The 18,482-nt window shown below is 68.7% G+C and carries 19 protein-coding genes and 1 riboswitch; of the genes, 12 read left to right on the plus strand and 7 right to left on the minus strand.

Annotated elements, in window-relative coordinates:
* Positions 1-36: 36 nt before the first annotated feature.
* Positions 37-525 (minus strand): hypothetical protein, encoded by a 489-nt coding sequence (locus tag AB0J97_RS03870; protein WP_364084089.1) that lies wholly within the window; start codon positions 523-525, stop codon positions 37-39.
* Positions 526-673: 148 nt separating this feature from the next.
* Between AB0J97_RS03870 and lysX the strand changes: the two genes are divergently transcribed.
* A complete protein-coding gene (gene lysX, locus AB0J97_RS03875; protein ID WP_357702249.1) occupies positions 674-2,155 on the plus strand; it encodes a bifunctional lysylphosphatidylglycerol synthetase/lysine--tRNA ligase LysX in 1,482 nt (493 codons plus the stop codon).
* 56 nt (positions 2,156-2,211) lie between these two features.
* Here the strand turns inward: lysX and AB0J97_RS03880 are convergent, their stop codons facing one another.
* Positions 2,212-3,141, minus strand: a complete 930-nt coding sequence (locus AB0J97_RS03880) for an NADP-dependent oxidoreductase (RefSeq protein WP_364084093.1) — start codon at positions 3,139-3,141, stop codon at positions 2,212-2,214.
* Between the two features lie 80 nt (positions 3,142-3,221).
* Here AB0J97_RS03880 and AB0J97_RS03885 point away from each other — a divergent pair, with 80 nt between their 5' ends.
* Positions 3,222-3,620 (plus strand): helix-turn-helix domain-containing protein, encoded by a 399-nt coding sequence (locus AB0J97_RS03885; RefSeq protein WP_357702253.1) that lies wholly within the window; start codon positions 3,222-3,224, stop codon positions 3,618-3,620.
* On the opposite strand, the gene AB0J97_RS03890 is transcribed toward AB0J97_RS03885, so the two are convergent.
* Positions 3,610-4,713 carry a cytochrome P450 gene (locus tag AB0J97_RS03890; protein WP_364084096.1) on the minus strand — a complete coding sequence of 368 codons (1,104 nt, stop codon included), beginning with the start codon at positions 4,711-4,713 and terminating at the stop codon, positions 3,610-3,612. The two genes, AB0J97_RS03885 and AB0J97_RS03890, sit on opposite strands and share 11 nt — an antisense overlap.
* A 277-nt stretch (positions 4,714-4,990) precedes the next feature.
* On the opposite strand from AB0J97_RS03890, the gene AB0J97_RS03895 reads away from it, so the two are divergent.
* Positions 4,991-5,203 (plus strand): LuxR C-terminal-related transcriptional regulator, encoded by a 213-nt coding sequence (locus AB0J97_RS03895; RefSeq protein WP_132597751.1) that lies wholly within the window; start codon positions 4,991-4,993, stop codon positions 5,201-5,203.
* Between the two features lie 29 nt (positions 5,204-5,232).
* On the opposite strand, the gene AB0J97_RS03900 is transcribed toward AB0J97_RS03895, so the two are convergent.
* Positions 5,233-6,276: an NlpC/P60 family protein gene (locus AB0J97_RS03900; protein WP_357702257.1), complete on the minus strand. Its 1,044-nt coding sequence runs from the start codon at positions 6,274-6,276 to the stop codon at positions 5,233-5,235.
* 6 nt (positions 6,277-6,282) lie between these two features.
* Positions 6,283-6,434, minus strand: a riboswitch (cyclic di-AMP (ydaO/yuaA leader).
* Positions 6,435-6,721: 287 nt separating this feature from the next.
* On the opposite strand from AB0J97_RS03900, the gene AB0J97_RS03905 reads away from it, so the two are divergent.
* The gene (locus AB0J97_RS03905) at positions 6,722-7,291 is read left to right on the plus strand and encodes an amino-acid N-acetyltransferase (RefSeq protein WP_364084100.1); all 570 of its coding nucleotides are present in this window, start codon (positions 6,722-6,724) and stop codon (positions 7,289-7,291) included.
* A 10-nt stretch (positions 7,292-7,301) separates the two neighbouring features.
* Here the strand turns inward: AB0J97_RS03905 and AB0J97_RS03910 are convergent, their stop codons facing one another.
* A complete protein-coding gene (locus AB0J97_RS03910; RefSeq protein WP_364084103.1) occupies positions 7,302-8,312 on the minus strand; it encodes a hypothetical protein in 1,011 nt (336 codons plus the stop codon).
* A 108-nt stretch (positions 8,313-8,420) separates the two neighbouring features.
* Here AB0J97_RS03910 and AB0J97_RS03915 point away from each other — a divergent pair, with 108 nt between their 5' ends.
* From AB0J97_RS03915 to AB0J97_RS03935, 5 genes are all read left to right on the plus strand, one after another.
* Positions 8,421-8,939 (plus strand): RDD family protein, encoded by a 519-nt coding sequence (locus AB0J97_RS03915; RefSeq protein ID WP_364084106.1) that lies wholly within the window; start codon positions 8,421-8,423, stop codon positions 8,937-8,939.
* 105 nt (positions 8,940-9,044) lie between these two features.
* The gene (locus AB0J97_RS03920; protein ID WP_357702265.1) at positions 9,045-9,533 is read left to right on the plus strand and encodes an RDD family protein; all 489 of its coding nucleotides are present in this window, start codon (positions 9,045-9,047) and stop codon (positions 9,531-9,533) included.
* Between the two features lie 514 nt (positions 9,534-10,047).
* Positions 10,048-10,380 carry an Lsr2 family protein gene (locus AB0J97_RS03925; RefSeq protein WP_125641669.1) on the plus strand — a complete coding sequence of 111 codons (333 nt, stop codon included), beginning with the start codon at positions 10,048-10,050 and terminating at the stop codon, positions 10,378-10,380.
* A 1,052-nt stretch (positions 10,381-11,432) separates the two neighbouring features.
* Entirely contained in the window at positions 11,433-13,934 is a 2,502-nt protein-coding gene (locus tag AB0J97_RS03930; protein ID WP_357702267.1) for an ATP-dependent Clp protease ATP-binding subunit, read from the plus strand.
* 579 nt (positions 13,935-14,513) lie between these two features.
* A complete protein-coding gene (locus AB0J97_RS03935; protein WP_357702269.1) occupies positions 14,514-15,452 on the plus strand; it encodes a TIM barrel protein in 939 nt (312 codons plus the stop codon).
* Between the two features lie 13 nt (positions 15,453-15,465).
* On the opposite strand, the gene AB0J97_RS03940 is transcribed toward AB0J97_RS03935, so the two are convergent.
* Positions 15,466-15,936: a MarR family winged helix-turn-helix transcriptional regulator gene (locus AB0J97_RS03940; protein ID WP_364084110.1), complete on the minus strand. Its 471-nt coding sequence runs from the start codon at positions 15,934-15,936 to the stop codon at positions 15,466-15,468.
* A 59-nt stretch (positions 15,937-15,995) separates the two neighbouring features.
* Here AB0J97_RS03940 and AB0J97_RS03945 point away from each other — a divergent pair, with 59 nt between their 5' ends.
* Positions 15,996-16,373 carry a cupin gene (locus AB0J97_RS03945; RefSeq protein WP_364084113.1) on the plus strand — a complete coding sequence of 126 codons (378 nt, stop codon included), beginning with the start codon at positions 15,996-15,998 and terminating at the stop codon, positions 16,371-16,373.
* A 45-nt stretch (positions 16,374-16,418) separates the two neighbouring features.
* A complete protein-coding gene (locus AB0J97_RS03950) occupies positions 16,419-16,835 on the plus strand; it encodes a cupin domain-containing protein (protein ID WP_357702275.1) in 417 nt (138 codons plus the stop codon).
* 17 nt (positions 16,836-16,852) lie between these two features.
* Here AB0J97_RS03950 and AB0J97_RS03955 read toward each other — a convergent pair whose 3' ends face one another.
* Complete coding sequence (locus tag AB0J97_RS03955) at positions 16,853-17,728, minus strand: A/G-specific adenine glycosylase (protein WP_364084116.1); 876 nt, start codon at positions 17,726-17,728, stop codon at positions 16,853-16,855.
* A gap of 78 nt (positions 17,729-17,806) precedes the next feature.
* On the opposite strand from AB0J97_RS03955, the gene AB0J97_RS03960 reads away from it, so the two are divergent.
* Entirely contained in the window at positions 17,807-18,478 is a 672-nt protein-coding gene (locus AB0J97_RS03960; protein WP_357702278.1) for a hypothetical protein, read from the plus strand.
* The last annotated feature ends 4 nt before the right edge of the window (positions 18,479-18,482 follow it).

Raw genomic sequence — 18,482 nt, forward strand, 5'->3', positions numbered from 1 at the left:
GGGGCCGCCTGTCGGTCGTGGTGTCACCTATGAGCGTCACGCGTCCTCGGCGCTGTAGAGCTCGCGCCAGGAGCCGCACTTGGTGGCGAAGGTGCCCTGCTCGGGAACCTGGCAGACCTTGACCCGCAGGGTGAAGACGTCGTTCTCCTCGAAGTGGAACTTCTTGTAGCCCGGGGAGCCGCAGTACTTCCTGGTGTAGACCGTGGACCAGTCGCCGTCGGAGTCCTCGGCCTGGAACTTCACGTACGCGCACTTGCCGCCCTCGTCGTAGTCGCGGTCGTCCAGGTCGTAGAGCCGGCCGGTGACCTGGACCTCGTTGGAGTCCTCCTCGTCCCACGCGACGTCGACGTGACCCTGGGCCTTGGCCAGGTGCTGCTTGGCGTACACCGGGCCCCAGTAGTCGGAGTAGTCGTCGAAGTCGGCGGTGGCGGTGGCGGTGGTGGCGCTGGCGGCCGAAGGAAGCGACAGGGCCACGGCGCTGGTGGCGGCGATGGCGAGGATGCCCGTCGCGATCTTCTTCATCATGATCTCTCCCGGAGCTCCTCTCGGGCCGGCTCCTTGCCGGCTCCCCCCGGAGCTCGTGACTCATTGGTACAAAAGGGGCCTTGCAGAGCCCCTGCAGAGAACCGTCACGAGCGCTTGCAGTTCGCCGTATCCCCTACGCTTTGTTGTTGTGAGCGAGGAACTTCCAGAGCAGATGCGCATCCGGAGGGAAAAGCTCGACCGCCTCCGCAGCGAGGGCGTCGACCCTTACCCGGTGAACTTCCCACGCACGGCGACCAACGCCGAGGTCAGGGAGAAACACCAGGGCCTGGAGCCCGACACCGCCACCGGCGAGACGGTCGCGGTCGCGGGCCGCGTCATGCTCAACCGCGTGGGCGGCAAGCTCTGCTTCGCCACGCTCCGCGACGGCGGCGACGACCTACAGGTCATGATCTCGCTCGACAAGGTGGGCGAGGAGTCCCTGGCGGCCTGGAAGCGCGACGTCGACCTGGGCGACCACGTCGGCGTGATCGGCGAGGTCATCACCTCGCGCCGCGGCGAGCTGTCGATCCTCGCCGACAGCTGGCAGATCACCGCCAAGTGCCTGCGCCCGCTGCCGGAGAAGCACGTCGGCCTCACCGACCCCGAGGCGCGGGTGCGCCAGCGCTACGTCGACCTCATCGTCAACGACGAGGCCAGGAAGATGGCCCGGGTGCGCAGCGCGACCGTGCGCGCGGTGCGCGACTTCTGGCACGAGGAGGGCTACCTCGAGGTCGAGACCCCGATGTTGCAGCCCATCCACGGCGGCGCGACGGCCCGGCCGTTCAAGACCCACATCAACGCCTACGACATGGAGCTCTACCTTCGCATCGCGATCGAGCTCTACCTCAAGCGGCTGGTGGTCGGCGGCGTCGAGAAGGTCTTCGAGATCAACCGCAACTTCCGCAACGAGGGCGCCGACTCCACGCACAACCCCGAGTTCACCATGCTCGAGGCCTACGGCACCTACCTCGACTACAACGACATCGCCGACCTGACGCAGCGCATGTACCAGAAGGCCGTCGTGGCCGCCCTGGACACCACCGTGGTCGTGCACGACGGCGTCGAGATCGACCTCGGCGCGGAGAAGTGGCCCCGGGTCAGGCTCTACGACCTGGTGTCCGACGCCGTGGGCGAGGAGATCACCACCGAGACCACCCTCGATGAGCTGCGGAAGATCGCCGACCGTCGCGAGGTCCACTGGGACGCGAAGTGGGGCTCGGGCAAGCTCGTCCAGGAGCTCTTCGAGGCGCTGGTCGAGCACACGCTCGTGCAGCCGACGTTCGTCATGGACTATCCGCTGGAGACCTCGCCGCTGGCCCGCCTCCACCGCGACAACCCGCTGCTGACCGAGAAGTGGGACCTGATCGGGTTCGGCACCGAGCTCGGCACCGGCTACTCCGAGCTCAACGACCCGATCGACCAGCGCCACCGCCTGGTGGAGCAGTCGCTGCTGGCCGCGGGCGGCGACCTGGAGGCCATGCAGCTCGACGAGGACTTCCTCCAGGCCCTTGAGTACGCGATGCCGCCCACGGGGGGCATGGGCGCCGGCATCGACCGGATGATCATGGCCTTCACCGGCAAGAACATCCGCGAGACCATCCTGTTCCCGCTGGTCAAGCCCACTCACTGAGCCGTCCTCCGGCGCCCCGCCGATGCGCGGGGCGCCGGATCGGGCGGTCAGGGCGGTCAGGGCACCAGCACGAGGCGTCCGCGCAGCCCGCCCTCGGCCAGGCGGGCATGGGCGTCGGCGGCCTTCTCCAGCGGGTACGTGTCGGCCACCCGCAACGTCAGCCGTCCGGCCTCGACCAGGCGCACCAGCTCCGCGAGCTGCCCCGCGTCCGAGCGGAAGAGCACGGTGGCCACGTCCGTCCCGCGCAGCGGCACCGGCGCGGCCCCCGACGTGAGCCCCACGAAGGTCCCGCCGTCCCGTACGGCGTCGAGCGCGGGCAGGCCCAGCACGGCGGCGTCCACGGCGGCGTCCACCCCGCCGGGGACCCGCGCCCGTACGCCCTCGGCCAGGTCCTCCTCGCGGGGGACGAACCATTCCGCCCCGAAGCCGCGTACCAGTTCCTCGTCCGCGGCGCCGGCGGCGGCCACCACCCTGACGCCGCGGACGGCGGCCAGCTCGACCAGGTAGCCGCCGACGGCCCCCGCCGCCCCCGTGACCAGCAGGGTGCCCCCTGGGCCGACGCCGGTCCGGTCGAGCGCTTGCCAGGCGGTGAGGCCGTTGAGCGGCAGCGTGGAGGCGTGTGCAGGGCTCACGTTCCGCGGGGCGCGGGCCACGGCCGGGGCGTCCAGCACGACGTACTCGGCCTGCGCCTTGTACGGCAGCTCCAGCCGCGCGGAGAGCCCCACGACGTCCTCGCCCACGGTGAAGGAGGTGCCCGGGCCCACCTGGTCCACGGTCCCCGCCGCGTCGAAGCCGATCCCGTACGAGTCCAGCTTCCTGGCCAGCCCGTACGAGGCCAGCGCCCCGGCCGCCACGGCCAGGTCGAAGGGGTTGACCCCGGCCGCCGCTACCTTAACCCGTACCTGGCCGGGCCCCGCCTCCGGCAGCGGCGCGGACACCAGCAGGGGAGCGCCGGAGCCGCCGATGAGTGCACGCATGTTCGTCATGCCCATGACCCTAGGAAGAGCTACTCTCTCTCAGTAAGTAGGCACCTGGAAGTGCGTAACATACGGTAAGGAGTGAGACGGTGGCGACAACGACGGCGGCGCAGCGGCGTGACCAGGCCAGGCTGGCCTTCGACGCCTACTTCGCCGAATGCCCTTCCCGCAAGCTGCTCGACCGGCTCAGCGACAAATGGGTCACGCTGGTGCTCAGCGCGCTGGCCCGCGGCGAGCGCCGCTACAGCGACCTGTCCCGGCACATCGCGGGGGTCAGCCAGAAGATGCTCACCCAGACCCTGCGCGGCCTGGAGCGCGACGGCCTGGTGGCGCGCCGGGTGACGCCGCAGGTGCCGGTACGGGTCGACTATGCGCTCACCCCGCTCGGCGAGAGCCTGATGCCGCTGGTGATCGCCATCAAGACCTGGGCCGAGGAGCACATCGAGGACGTCGAGGCCGCCAGGGAACGCTACGACGCTACCGCCTGAGCCGCACCGGCAGCCGGGCCAGCCCGCGCAGCACCACGTTCTCCTTGTACGGGGGCTCCGGATCGGCGGCCTCCATCTTCGGCGCGGCCACGGCCAGCGCGGACAGCGCGATCTCGCCCTCCATCCTGGCCAGCGTCGCCCCCAGGCAGAAGTGCAGGCCGAGCCCGAAGGCGAGATGCCGGCCGGGCTCGCGGCCCGGGTCGAACCGGTCGGGATCGGCGAACGCGGCCGGATCGCGATTGGCCGCGCCGATCGGCACGAGCACGGCCGAGCCGGCGGGCACCGGCGTGCCGCCCAGTTCCCTGTCCTCCAGCGCGATCCTGGAGGTGAGCTGGACCGGCGGATCGAAGCGCAGCACCTCCTCGACCACCTCCCTCGGCCGCTCGGCGGCGCGGTGCAGCAGGCCGTGCCGCAGCAGGTTCAGCACGCCGTTCGCGATGAGGTTGACGGTGGTCTCGTGGCCGGCCACGAGCAGCAGCACGCAGGTCGACAGCAACTCGGCCTCGGTCAACTCCTCGACGCGCGCGAGGGCGCTCAGGAGGTCCTCACCGGGACGCTCGCGGCGCAGGGCGATCAGGCGGCGGAAGTAGTCGCGGAACTCGTTCCTGGAACGCTCCGTTTCCGACATGAGAGCGTCTGTCAGCATCGGGTCAAGTCCGCGGGCAAGAGCCTCGCTCCATCCGCGGAAGCGCTCGTGGTCCTCCGGCGGCACCCCGAGCATCTCGCTGATCACCATCACCGGCAGCGGGTGGGCGAAGCCGGAAATCAGCTCCGTCTCCTCCGGCAACCGCCCGATCAGGTCGGCGGTGATCGCCTCGACCCGCGGCCTGAGCCGTTCGACCATGCGCGGGGTGAACGCGCGGCTGACAAGGTTCCGCAACCGGGTGTGATCGGGCGGGTCCATGAGCAGGAACGACCTGCCGGGCTGACCTGCCTCTTCCGCCACGGGGGCGGACGTTCCGTGACCGAACATCGGGTCACGCAGGACGGCCGCGCACAGCTCGTACGTGGTCGTGACGAGCAGCCCGCCGCGCGTTCTGAAGATCGCCCCGGCCGCGCGGAGCTCTCGATATCGGACGTACGGATCGCGCACAAATTGCGGATCCGAGGGATCAAAACCCAGGAGGTCGGTGGCGCTCATGGGGGGCTGGACCGGGCCGCCGAATTGATCGTTTGGACCGTTCATAGCGGACCGTGGCGTGCCGACATATGCGGAGTACGTCACATATAAGTGATCATGTCAATAGCACTGGTCAAGGGCGGCGATTGTCGTGCTTGACGACCTTTCCGCGATGCGTTTACCTTCACCGAGACGAGCGGCTTTGCTCCACTGAAAGGTCCGAGTTCTGCTGTTGGGGGGAGGGCTCCCGGTGGATGTGCTCACTGAAGGCGTTGAGCTGAGCCACGCGGATTTGGCGTTACTGGCTGAACTGGCCAGAGGGGTGACCGTCGACCGGGTCGGGAGACGGCTGGATATCAGCGGACGGACCGTACGCCGGCGGCTCAGAGGCATCTGCGACCGCATCGGCGTGGCCACGGCGATCGAGGCCGTGGCGTGGGCGGCGCGCCGCCAGCTCATCTGACGGCGCGGAACTCCGAAGTGAATCGCCGGTCAGTCCGCGATGCGCACGGCGCCGGCGAACGGCCGATTGCCGAGCGCGGAGATCCGGACGACGTCGCCGGTCTGCGGTGCGTGGACCATCATGCCGCCGCCGATGTAGATGCCGACGTGGTGCAGGTCGCTGTAGAAGAAGACCAGGTCGCCGGCGCGGAGCTGGTCGCGGCTGATGTGCGTGCCGGCCGTCCACTGGTCGCCGGTGTAGTGGGGGAGCGAGATGCCCACGCGCTGGTAGGCGGCCATCACCAGGCCGGAGCAGTCGTAGGAGCGCGGCCCTTCGGCGCCCCACACGTACGGCTTGAGCTGCTGGGTGAGGGCCCACTTGGCGGCCTGGGCGGCCTTGCCGTTGCCGATGACCGGCAGGTTGACGCGTACGGCGCGGGTGCCGGGGCGGCCGGCCTCGCCGACGGCCCGCCGGTAGAGGTTGCTCTCGACCTTGGCGACCAGCTTGGTGATCTTCGAGCGCTTGCCCTCAAGATCACTGACGATCTTCTGGACCTCGGCGATGCGGGTCTTGGCGCCCGACCTGGCGCGCTCGGCGGCCTCCATGGCCTTGGCGAGCTGGTTGACCTCCTCGCCCTGCTGCTGTTCGAGCGCGTACGTGGTCGCGGCCCGGTCGAGGAAGGTCTCAGGGTCGTCGGACTGGGCGAAGACCAGGGCCTTGTCCAGGCCGCCGGTGATGTAGGCGTTCTGGGCGAGCAGCGTGGCCCTGGCGCGCTTGGCGGCCAGGTCGGACTCGCTGGTGGCCAGGGTCTTCTGGGCGGCGTCGTTGGCCTTCTGCGCGGACTTCAGCCGTTCGCGCTGCCCGTTGTACTCCTCGGTCAGCGTCTCGATCTCTTCGTGCATCTTCTCGACCTGGTCGGCCAGCTCGGAGAGCGACGGCTTCGGGTCGGCGGCGGCGGAACCGACGGGTACGGCGAACAGCATCGCGGCGACGGCGGCGCCGATGACGCCGAGGCGACGTGAGCGCCTGGCCTGCTCCCGGGGACGGGCGTGCCTGCCCCCCGGCTTCCCCTCGCGATCGAGCGTCCGCTTCACCAACCAAGCTCCTCTCATCGACGCCGGCCGGGTTAGCTGACGGGTTCGGGCCGGAGCAGCCCTACCGAGATGATCGGATTCACCCCGAGTGGTGGCGCGAGGTGCTCGCCACCGGTGGTTCCCCGGCTTCCCTTGCGGGAATTGGGCGTGTCTTTCCGCGCGCATTACGCGGAGAACATCGTCGCTGGACACTAATGCACTCCGGGTTCGCGCTCAACCGGAACTACCGAGTCTGTAGAGGTTTCACAACTGAAGGGTCACAAGGTGATCTCGTGGGTAGCCGTACGGAAGCGGGCTTCTGCACCTTTTGTCCAGCATTCTGGGGGGTGACGACTGGAGGAAAGCTCCAGGTCGGGGCGTGTTCATCTGGACACAGCATGTGATGAGATGCCCGAGACGTGGGATTTAGGGCTGAGCCGTAATGAGATCTGTACCCTGGAGAGCCATGGAGCAGGTGGCCGAAGTGGCAGTCCCCGAGACCGCGGTCGTGGTCAGGCGTGCCCGCACGCCCGACGTGCGCGCGATCAGGCGTCTCGTGGACACCTACGCGGGCGCGGGTCCGCGGCTCCTGGAGAAGGCCACGGTCACGCTGTACGAGGACGTCCAGGAGTTCTGGGTGGCCGAGCTGAGCGGGGAGGTCGTCGGCTGCGGCGCGCTTCACGTGCTCTGGGAGGATCTCGCCGAGGTCCGTACGGTGGCGGTCGATCCGGCGTGCCGGGGAATGGGGGTCGGGCATCGGATCGTCTCGGCACTCGTCCGGCAGGCGAAGGATCTGGGGCTGCGACGTGTATTCTGTCTGACTTTTGAGGTCGACTTCTTCGCGAGGCACGGTTTCCGCCCCATCCAGGGCACGCCGGTCTCACCCGAGGTCTACGCCGAGTTGCTGGCCTCGTACGACGAGGGTGTGGCGGAGTTCCTTGATCTGGAACACGTCAAACCGAACACCCTTGGCAACACCCGCATGCTGCTGCATCTGACATCGGGTGACGCGGACCTTGACCACTTGGAAAGGTGATTGTTGATACCTATGTCGATACGTTGGGCAGCACAGGCATGTGTCCTGACACGTGCCACATGCGCACTCGAAGCGAGGTGACACGGTGAGCACCGGACAGCCGCCGTATCCACAGGACGAATCCGGCGAGAACCCCGAGTACGGGCAGCACCAGGGCCGTCGCCCCGGTGAGCCCGACCCGGACGTGACTGTGGTCGGCTACCGGGCGGACGACGCCTATGGCCAGCCCCCATATGGCCAGCAGCAGCAACAGGGCTACGGCCAGCAACCCCAATACGGTCAGCAACAGCAGCACGGCCAGCAGCAGGGCTACGGCCAGCAGCCCCAGTACGGCCAGCAGCAGGGATATGGCCAGCAGCAGGGCTACGGCCAGCAGCCGCAGTCCTCGGGCCAGCAGTACACCCAGCCCGGCTATGGCCAGGAGGCCCAGTACGGCCAGCAGGCCGCCTCGGGCCAGCAGGGTTATGGCCAGCAGCCGCAGTACGGCCAGCAGCCCCAGTCGCTGCCCGACTACGGTCAGCAGCAGCAGGGCTATGGCCAGGAGGCCCAGTACGGGCAGCAGGGCCAGCAGGGTTACGGCCAGCAGCCCGCCTCCGGCCAGCAGCAGGGTTACGGCCAGCAGCCGCAGTCCTCGGGCCAGCAGTACACCCAGCCCGGCTATGGCCAGGAGGCCCAGTACGGCCAGCAGGCCGCCTCGGGCCAGCAGGGTTATGGCCAGCAGCCGCAGTACGGCCAGCAGCCCCAGTCGCTGCCCGACTACGGTCAGCAGCAGCAGGGTTACGGCCAGGAGGCCCAGTACGGCCAGCAGGGCCAGCAGGGTTACGGCCAGCAGCCGCAGTCCTCCGGCCAGCAGCAGTACGGCGACCAGCAGCAGGGTTACGCCCAGCAGCAGTACGGCCAGCAGGGTTACGGCCAGCAGCCCGCCTCGGGCCAGCAGGGCTACGGCCAGCAGCAGTACGGCGAGCAGCAGCAGGGCTACGGCCAGCAGCAGTACGGCGAGCAGCAGCAGGGCTACGGGCAACAGCAGTACGGTGACCAGCAGCAGTACGGCCAGGCATACGGCCAGCAGCAGCAGTCGCAGCCCTACGGTCAGCCCGGCTACGGCCAGCCCTACGGTCAGCCCGTCGGCGTGCAGCCCCCGGGCGCTCCGGCCCCTCTGGCGGAGTGGTGGCAGCGTCTGGTCGCGAGGATCATCGACGGCGTCATCCTCGGGATCGTGAACTTCGTGATCGGCCTGATCTTCGGCCTGTTCGCGATCGGTTACGACTCGGCGACCGGCTCGACGTCCGGCTTCATGTCGGCCTTCGTCATCGCCATCCTGTCGACGATCGTCACGACCGCCATCTGGGTGGTCTACGAGTTCTTCATGACGAAGTCGAACGGCCAGACGGTCGGCAAGCTGGTCATGGGGATCAAGGTCGTCCCGGTGGGCCAGGCGCTGGCTCCGGGCGGGCTCGCGTCCGACATGGCGATCAAGCGTGCCGGCGTCACCTGGGGTGGCTACATCCTGAGCATCATCCCGATCCTGGGTGCGCTGATCGGCTGGGTGTGCGTCGCGGTCAACGGCGCCTCGCAGCTGTGGGACAAGCCGCTGCAGCAGACGTTCGCGGACAAGTTCGCGGGCACGGTGGTCGTGAAGATCAAGTAATCCCGCGTCAGCGTAAAACAGGGGCCGGCTTCCCGCCGGCCTCTGTTTTGTGTGTGCGGGGCGTACCAAAATGGGGGGACGACCGCCGACCCCGTGAGGTGGGATATGGCCGGGACACCGTCGTGGGCGGGCACCGTGCCCGCGGAATGGTGGGAACGCCTCGCCGCCCGCTTCATTGAGGCGCTGGTCTTCGGGGTCTTCTATTACATTCTGTTCATCGCGCTGTGGGGCATCTTCCGAACTGTCGGGATGTTGGAGGCGTTCGACGGGCGGCTCCCGGGGATCTTCGCGTGGTTCCTGGCCGGCCTGTGTTATACGGCCTATGACTGGCGGGCCCATTGCCTGCGCCGGCGGACCTTCGGCCAGGCGATCATGAAGATTCGCCTGGCGCCGGACGCCCTGCCGCGCCGGGCCCTGCTGAAACGAGCGCTGATCTATCCCGGGCCTGTCATGCTGATGGGCATTCCGGTGGTCAATCTGCTGGCCGGAATGCTGCTGTTCGGCGTCGGCCTGCTCATCCTGATCGACAAGCCGTTGGAGCGCGGGCCGCATGACAGGCTGGCCGGAACGCGGGTGGTAAAAGATCTTCGTTGAGGCATCCGCACCTGGGAAGATGCCTTTTCGCAAAATTTTCCCTTGATCCGGTAAGGAGCCTGGAGAGACTGGCATTAGGCTATGGGGCGTCCGGGTTGCCGGATGTTGGTGCCCCTGCTCCCTGAGGGCGACTGTGTGTGGCTATGGTCGGTTCCGGGTGAGTTGTCACCTAGGCGTCATGAGCGTCCGGCGTGCTCCGCAGGTCGCGCCGGGATGCGTATTTAGCGCCCCCGAAACCCCGCTAGCCCTGGAGGCGAGGACGAATGGAAGCCGTAACAGACGTATTGTCAGCGCTCATCCCCCCGGTCGTGGTAGGCGGCGCCTTCATCTTTGGCGCGGTGAAGTTGCTGCGCTCCGAGGTCGCCGGGCGCCGGTCAAACCACCAGGATCAGGCCGAGAACCAGAACTGATCTGCCAGTCAGCGAATCCACGTGGCGCTGAATTGTCTCCGCGCCTTTCCGGGTATATGTTTGGGCGAGCGAATGAAACAATGCTCCGGGAAAGGATTGCGTAGATGGCCAAGCAGATCCAGGAGATTCTCATCGATGACCTCGATGGGGGCGAGGCCAATGAGACGGTCAGCTTCGCTATTGACGGCTCCTCCTATGAGATTGACCTCAGCGACGTTAACGCCAAGAAGCTGAGGGACGCACTCACGCCTTTCGTGCAGCACGCCCGCAGGGCAGGAGCCGTGTCCGCCCGCCGCCGTGGTCGCGGCGGCAACCGTGCGATGAGCCGCGAGAAGAGCTCGGAGATCCGGCAGTGGGCCAAGGCTCACGGTCTGCCGGTCAGCGAGCGCGGCCGCATCGCCTCCACCGTCGTGGAGAAGTACGAAGCGGCTCACTGAGCCTCGTCGAGAGAGCCATCTCCTGACCATGCGCTTATGCCGTTCGCCTAGGACCCCGGCGAGCGCCATAAGCGCATGATCGTTTTTGTGGGGAGTTCGCGAATCTTCCCGGCCACTTGTTGATCTTCTGATTCGCCCAAATGTGGGCGTATTGCTCTCCTGGGACGCCGTGGAAGGCGTCTTGTGGGGGAGTGGAACGCGCCGGGCTTTGCGGCGGCGTCCGTGCCAATTCCCGGGCGCCCCGGCGGGCCCGCTTCTTCGCCGCCTCCCGCGCCGGGAACGGGCCAATGCCGTCACCCGCCGCAATGTTCCCGTTCCCGGCTCCTGCGGCGTACGCGCAAAGCGGTGACGCTCCGCCACACAAACCGGACCGCGCCCTTCTGGTGGGCCCTTCTGGCGCGTCCTGAGTCCGCCCTCTTGCGCACCGGCTTCTTACGGTCTTCTGCGGGGTTCTCGGGCTTCTCGGGGGCGGCGTCGCGGACGGCCGCAAAACGTGGCCGTGCGACTGGTGGGACGCGATGGAAAACCGGCGTCCTCTCCCTTGTGCCGCACATTGTCCCGTCGCGGGAGCCCCACGGCGACGGCGGACCGGTAACCCGGCTGACCCGATGGGGATTACGCGTGGCGTGCGTTCCGTGCCGCGTTGTGCTCAGGGCGTAGCGTCCGCGCTTGGACTCGGTTTGGTGCAGGACATACGATGATTACGTAACAGATACGGGCGCGGGCATCCGAGATGCGTGGGCGGACGGGCACCCCAAGGCCGGCTTCGCCCAGCGTCCGATGGCCGATCCGTGTTGGTCCGCCCTGGGCCGCGGGCGTCGAATTCCAGGCGCTTCCGGGAAGCGCCTAAACATCGTTCGCTTGCGGCGTATCGGGAACACGTCACCCCCGAACAGTAGTTGGATAGAGGGTGAACGCCCTGCTCTCGGGGAACGTCTCTGCTATAGAGCGTGTCAGCGGCAGTGGGCACGGTTCGCCGAGCCAGGGCTAGCATGCGGGATGACGGGACCGGATTTACCGGCCTGACTGACCGCTCTGTGAGGAGCGACGAGATGTTCGAGAGGTTCACCGACCGAGCGAGGCGTGTTGTCGTCTTGGCCCAAGAAGAGGCCAGGATGCTCAACCACAACTACATCGGCACTGAGCACATTCTTCTTGGTTTGATCCATGAAGGTGAGGGCGTAGCCGCCAAGGCTCTGGAGAGCCTCGGCATCAGCCTTGAGGGTGTGCGTCAGCAGGTCGAGGAGATCATCGGCCAGGGCCAGTCGGCTCCGTCGGGGCACATTCCGTTCACCCCGCGGGCCAAGAAGGTCCTCGAGCTGTCGCTCCGTGAGGCCTTGCAGCTGGGCCACAACTACATCGGCACCGAGCACATCCTGCTCGGGCTCATCCGCGAGGGTGAGGGTGTGGCCGCCCAGGTGCTGGTCAAGCTTGGAGCTGATCTCAACCGTGTCCGGCAGCAGGTCATCCAGTTGCTCCACGGTTACCAGGGCAAGGAGCCGGCCGCCGCGGGTGGTCCCCAGGAGTCGGCGCCGTCCACGTCCCTGGTGCTCGACCAGTTCGGCCGTAATCTGACCCAGGCGGCCCGCGAGGGCAAGCTCGACCCGGTCATCGGCCGTGAGAAGGAGATCGAGCGGGTCATGCAGGTCCTCTCCCGGAGGACCAAGAACAACCCGGTGCTGATCGGCGAGCCCGGCGTCGGCAAGACCGCCGTCGTCGAGGGCCTGTCGCAGAAGATCGTCAGGGGCGAGGTGCCCGAGACGCTGAAGGACAAGCAGCTCTACACGCTTGACCTCGGCGCCCTGGTCGCCGGCTCCCGCTACCGCGGTGACTTCGAGGAGCGCCTGAAGAAGGTCCTCAAGGAGATCCGCACGCGCGGCGACATCATCCTGTTCATCGACGAGCTGCACACGCTCGTCGGCGCGGGCGCCGCCGAGGGCGCGATCGACGCCGCCAGCATCCTCAAGCCGATGCTGGCCCGTGGCGAGCTGCAGACGATCGGCGCCACCACCCTCGACGAGTACCGCAAGTACCTTGAGAAGGACGCCGCGCTGGAGCGCCGCTTCCAGCCGATCCAGGTGGCCGAGCCCTCTCTCAGCCACACGATCGAGATCCTCAAGGGCCTGCGCGACCGCTACGAGGCCCACCACCGCGTGTCCATCACCGACGACGCCCTGGTGGCCGCCGCGCAGCTGGCCGACCGCTACATCAGCGACCGCTACCTGCCCGACAAGGCGATCGACCTCATCGACGAGGCCGGTTCCCGGATGCGCATCCGCCGGATGACCGCTCCGCCGGACCTGCGCGAGTACGACGAGAAGATCGCCAACGTCCGTCGCGACAAGGAGTCCGCGATCGACGCGCAGGACTTCGAGAAGGCCGCTGCGCTCCGCGACCAGGAGAAGCAGCTCCAGCTCAAGCGCGAGCGCCGGGAGAAGGAGTGGAAGGCCGGCGACATGGACGTCGTGGCCGAGGTCACCCAGGAGCTCATCGCCGAGGTCCTGGCCACCGCCACCGGCATCCCGGTCTTCAAGCTGACCGAGGAGGAGTCCCAGCGCCTGCTCCGCATGGAGGACGAGCTCCACAAGCGGATCATCGGCCAGGACGACGCCATCAAGGGTCTGTCGCGGTCCATCCGGCGTACCCGCGCCGGTCTGAAGGACCCGCGCCGTCCCGGTGGCTCGTTCATCTTCGCGGGCCCGTCCGGTGTCGGTAAGACCGAGCTGTCCAAGGCTCTGGCGGAGTTCCTCTTCGGCGACGAAGACGCTCTGATCAGCCTGGACATGTCGGAGTTCATGGAGAAGCACACCGTCTCAAGGCTGTTCGGCTCGCCTCCCGGCTACGTCGGCTACGAGGAGGGCGGCCAGCTCACCGAGAAGGTGCGGCGCAAGCCGTTCTCCGTGGTCCTGTTCGACGAGATCGAGAAGGCCCACCCCGACATCTTCAACTCGCTGCTACAGATCCTGGAAGACGGTCGCCTGACCGACGCCCAGGGCCGCGTGGTCGACTTCAAGAACACGGTCATCATCATGACCACCAACCTCGGCACCCGTGACATCTCCAAGGGCATCGGGGTCGGGTTCGCGAAGTCCAACGACACCGAGTCCAACTACGAGCGGATGAAGGCGAAGGTCCAGGAGGAGCTCAAGCAGCACTTCCGGCCCGAGTTCCTCAACCGTGTCGACGACATCGTGGTCTTCCACCAGCTGACGCCGAACGAGATCATCAAGATCGTCGATCTGATGCTCGCCCAGGTGGACGCCAGGCTGAAGGACCGCGACATGGGGCTCGACGTCTCGCCCGAGGCCAAGCAGCTGCTGGCCGACCGCGGTTACGACCCGGTCATGGGCGCGCGGCCGCTGCGCCGTACGATCCAGCGCGAGCTGGAGGACTCCCTGTCCGAGAAGATCCTCTACGGCGAGCTCCGTCCGGGGCAGGTCGTGAAGGTGACGATCGAGGGCGAGGGCGACAACGCCAAGTTCGTCTTCAAGGGCGAGTCCACCACGGAGGTCCCGGACTCGGCGGCGGCGATCGCCGCGCCGATCCAGCACTGACCGACGCACCGACGCACCACCGAAAACCCCCGCCCCGGCGGGGGTTTTCGCATGTCCGGGCCCGACCGTCCGCAGCACCGTGTGTTTCCCGGAGGCTGCTTCTTTCCGGACGCCGGTTCTTCGCGGCGGGGCCGAGCAAGCCCGGGCGCCGCACAGGGCCGGCCAACAATACGCCGCGCATATCCCGGTTTCAGGGCCCCCTGCTTTCGGCGTGGCTCTGGGGTGCGTCCGCTCGTGATCGTTGAGTGCCGCCGCGCGTCCCATCTCGGCTCCCCCATGGTGGGCGGCACTTCCTGCATGGTGGCGGGGGCGTTCGAAGCTGTGAGACGGGGTTGTTGCGTAATTGTTGGGTGGTTGGGTACATCGCCACCGCTAGTAGTACTACACTCCGTAGAGCATCGCCAAGTCTCATCCAAGTGATCCGCAAGAGCGTGTTCCTAGAGTCAGGGCTGCTCCCTGGGGAGTAGTAGGGAATCAACTCAGGGCGGACGCGTGCGCCACCCGGAAGCAGGCATGCTCACAGGGTTCGCGCGTCTGAGGCGGGCGACGGGAACACTCAAGCAAGCCGTGGAGGAACCGATGCGCCTGCGTCACAACGACGGAACGCTCGTTCACCTCGCCTACAACGCAGGTATCCATCCTGCCGAGGACCTGGAGAACCTGATCGCCCACCTGACCCGCTACGCGGTGCCGGTGCGCAAGAGGCTGGGCGTGGAGCGGATGGGCATCGGGCTGTGGCTGTCGCCCGGCGTCGCCGATCACCTCACGGCCGACCGTATCGAGCTCGTACGGCTGCGCCGCTCCCTGGAGGAGCGCGGCCTGGAGGTCGTCAGCCTGAACGGCACCGGCGGCCGCAACCAGGAGGTCCCCGGCCCCGACTGGGCCAAGCCCGAGCGCTACCGCTACACCATGGCGCTGGCCAAGATCCTGGCGTTCCTGCTGCCCGACGACGTACGGTTCGGCAGCATCTCGACGATCCCGATCGGCTGGCGCCGCGACTGGCCCGCCGACCTGCACGCCATCGCCACCCGCCGCCTGGAGCGGCTGGCCCGCGAGCTGCGCGGCATCTACAGCGTGACCGGCAAGACCATCAGGGTCGGGTTCGAGCCGTGGCCGGGCTGCGTCCTGGAGACGACCGAGCAGGCGCTGGAGCGGGTGGGCGGCATCGACTCCGAGCACCTGGGCGTGTGCCTGGACGCCTGTCACCTCGCCTGCGGGGCCGAGGAGCCCGGCGCGGCACTGAAGGGCCTGGCGGAGGCCGGCGCGCCCGTCGTCAAGCTGGGGCACGTGCACAACCACACGGGCGAGACGCCGAGCACCGGCGCGGTGCTGCACGACACGCTGACGGCGATGTTGTCGGGCGCGGTCAGCGGGAGCGCGCACATCGAGGTCGAGACGCACAACCTGTTCGTGCCGGGGCGCGCGAAGGGGCCGGGCGCGCTGGTGTCGCTGCTGGCCGAGGAGCTGGCCTGGGCCCGTACGAACCTGACCAGCCTCGGCCTGCAACTGGCCGCCTGACCCCCTGATCCCCTCAGAGGCCGGCGAACCAGCCTGGCGTGTCCAGGCGCCACACGTTCGCCGGCGTCATCCTGCGCAGGTCCGACTCCAGGGCCCGCAGGCGGTCCTCGCCCAGCTCCGCGGCCCAACGGGCGCGCAGGTCGTCGAAGATCCGCGCTGAACGGTCGAGCGCGTCGACGCCGCGGGGCGTGAGGCGCACGATCTTGCGCCGGGTGTCGGCGTCGTCTCTGGAGCGCTCGACGTAGCCGACGCGTTCCAGGGCCTCGATCGTCTTGCCCGCGGCCTGCTTGGAGACGCCCAGGGTGCGGCCCAGGTCGACGGCGGTCGTGCCGCGTGGGCCGATCGCCTGCATGACGAATCCGTGGTTCGGGCGCATGTCCGGATGGCCCTGGCGGGCCAGTTCGGCGTGCAGCTCGTCGATGAGCGTGCGGAAGGCGAGCAGAAGCCGCAGAGGCAGTTCGAAGCCCGGGGTGTCGCTTGACACGATAGACAACCTGGTTAACTATATAGACAACGTAGTTACCTATCTTAGGGGGTTGCATCGTGTCTGTCATTCGTGACGCGGATTCCCGGCGCTCCGAGACGCCGGGCGGGGTCATGACCACCTTCGCCTCGCCGACGCAGGGCGGGGCCTCGTGCTCGCTCTGGCGGGTCGACGCCAAGCCGGGCGTCGCAGGGCCCCAGCACGACATCGACACCGAGCAGGTGTGGAGCTGGCTCTCCGGCGGAGCCACCGTCGAGCTGGGCGACGAGCGGTTCGTGGTGTCCGCGGGCGACACCGTGGTCATGCCGGCCCGCGTGCTGCGCAGGGTGCTGGCCGACGCGGACGCCGGCTACACGGCCGTCGTCACCGCCGCGGCCGGGGCCAGGGCCATCATGCCCGACGGCACCGACGTCGGCACTCCGCCGTGGATCGCGTGATCGCCATCAGGAACGTTCCAGCCGAGAACCAAAGGAGTTCGTACGATGCCAGTCGTCATGTCCGCCGACGCCCGTGAAGTCCGTACGCCCAACGCCCTGATGACCACGCTCGCCTCGCCCACCCAGGGGCGGGCGGGGGTGGCCATGTGGCGCGTGGACGCCAACCCCGGCATGGAGGGCCCGGTGCACGCCGCCGCCGGCGAGCAGGTGTGGACCTGGCTGGAGGGCGGCGCGGTCGTCGAGCTGGGCGGCGAGCGGTTCGAGGTGGGGCCGGGCGACACCATGGTCCTGCCCGCCGACGTGAGCCGGCGGATGTTCGCCGCCCCCGGGCGCGGGTTCGTCTCGATCGTCGTCGCGCCCGCGGGGGTCGAGGTCTACAACCCCGGCGGCGAGTCCGCGCCCGACGCCTGCGACCTGGCCCCGAAGGGCACGGACCGCACCGTGCCCCCGTGGATGGCCTAGCGGGCGGCCCGGCCGGCTCAGGAGTGCGGCAGGCGGTACGTGCCGTCGTCGAGCACCTCGGCCAGGCCGTCGGTGACCAGGCCGTCGAGGGCGCGTTCGCGCTGGACCGCGTCGTCCCACACCACGTCGAGGGCCGTCTTCGGCACCGGGCCGTGGGCCGCGCGGAGCACCGCGAGCAGGCGGCCGCGGCACTGGCGGTCGGTGCCGGCGTACGTCTGGCCCTTGCGGGCGGGGCCGGTGTGCGGCGGTTTGCCGGCCAGCCGCCACGCGCACAGGTCGGCGATCGGGCAGTCGGCGCAGCGCGGCGCGCGGGCCGTGCAGACCAGCGCGCCCAGCTCCATCACGGCCACGCCCCAGCGGGCCGCGCCCAGCTCGGGCAGCAGCGACTCGGCCAGCCGCCGCTCGGCCGCGGAGGTGGCCGTGGGAGGGTACTCCTCGGCGCGTACGGCCCGCGCGAACACCCGGCGCACATTGGTGTCCAGGACGGCGTGCCGGCCGCCGTACGCGAAGCTGGCGACCGCGGCGGCGGTGTACTCACCGATGCCCGGCAGCGCCAGCAGGGTCGCGTGGTCGTCGGGCACCTCACCGCCGTGCTCGTCGGCGATGGCACGGGCGCAGGCGTGCAGCCGCAGCGCCCGGCGCGGATAACCGAGCCTGCCCCAATGCCGTACGGCCTCGCCCGGCGGCTCGGCGGCCAGCGACTTGGGCGTGGGCCAGCGGGCCATCCACTCCAGCCACACCGGCAGGACGCGGACGACCGGGGTCTGCTGGAGCATGATCTCGCTGACCAGCACCCCCCACGGGGTCGCGTCGTCGGCGCGCCAGGGGAGGTCTCGGGCGTTGTCCTCGTACCACTCCAGAACGGGGGCGTGCAGGAGGTTCGGCTCAACCACGGGGTCAAGCGTATTCGGAGACGGAGTCGTTCGGCGTGTCGTCACTGTTGGTAGCCGATCAATTACCATGCTGTGCCTATGGATCCGGATTCGATGGGTGGCGACGGCGGTGACGTCTACTGGCGGCGTCGCATGAGCGTGCTGGTGGCCGTTCTCGTCGTGGTGGCCGTGGTGGCGTGGGCGTGCTCCAGCGGGGGCTCCGGGCCGGAACGACCGTCCAACGCGCAGAGCTCACCGAGCGCCACGCCCGCCACCGATCCGCTGCTGGCCGGCCTGCGCACGCTCGCCATGGGGACGGCCAGCCCCTCGCCCACCCCGGCGCCCAAGGAGAGCCCGGCCGTCAAACCCAGACGGCCGGGGGAGCCGTGCCCGCAGGACAGCCTGGTGCTGAGCCTCCAGGGCGGCAAGGAGCCGATCTACACGGGCGCGACGCGGCCGACCTTCATCGTCACGCTGGTCAACACCGGGCCGGTGATGTGCACGGCCGACGTCGGGCCGCGGGCCATGGAGATCCGCATCACCTCGGGCGCCGACCGCATCTGGTCCACCGCCGACTGCGTCAGCGGGCTGGGCACCGAGGTCAGGGAGTTGCAGCGCGGGGTTCCGTACGTGCGGACCCTGGAGTGGGACCGGCGCCGGTCGAGCACCGACTGCCGCTCGACCCCGGCCGCCGCCCTGCCCGGCACGTACGTGGCCACCGCCCGCATGGGCGCGCTGCGCAGCGGCAAGGGCGTCTTCCACCTGCGCTGACCGG

It is taken from the genome of Nonomuraea sp. NPDC049607, from assembly GCF_040675375.1.
In the GTDB taxonomy this organism is placed as follows: Bacteria; Actinomycetota; Actinomycetes; order Streptosporangiales; family Streptosporangiaceae; genus Nonomuraea.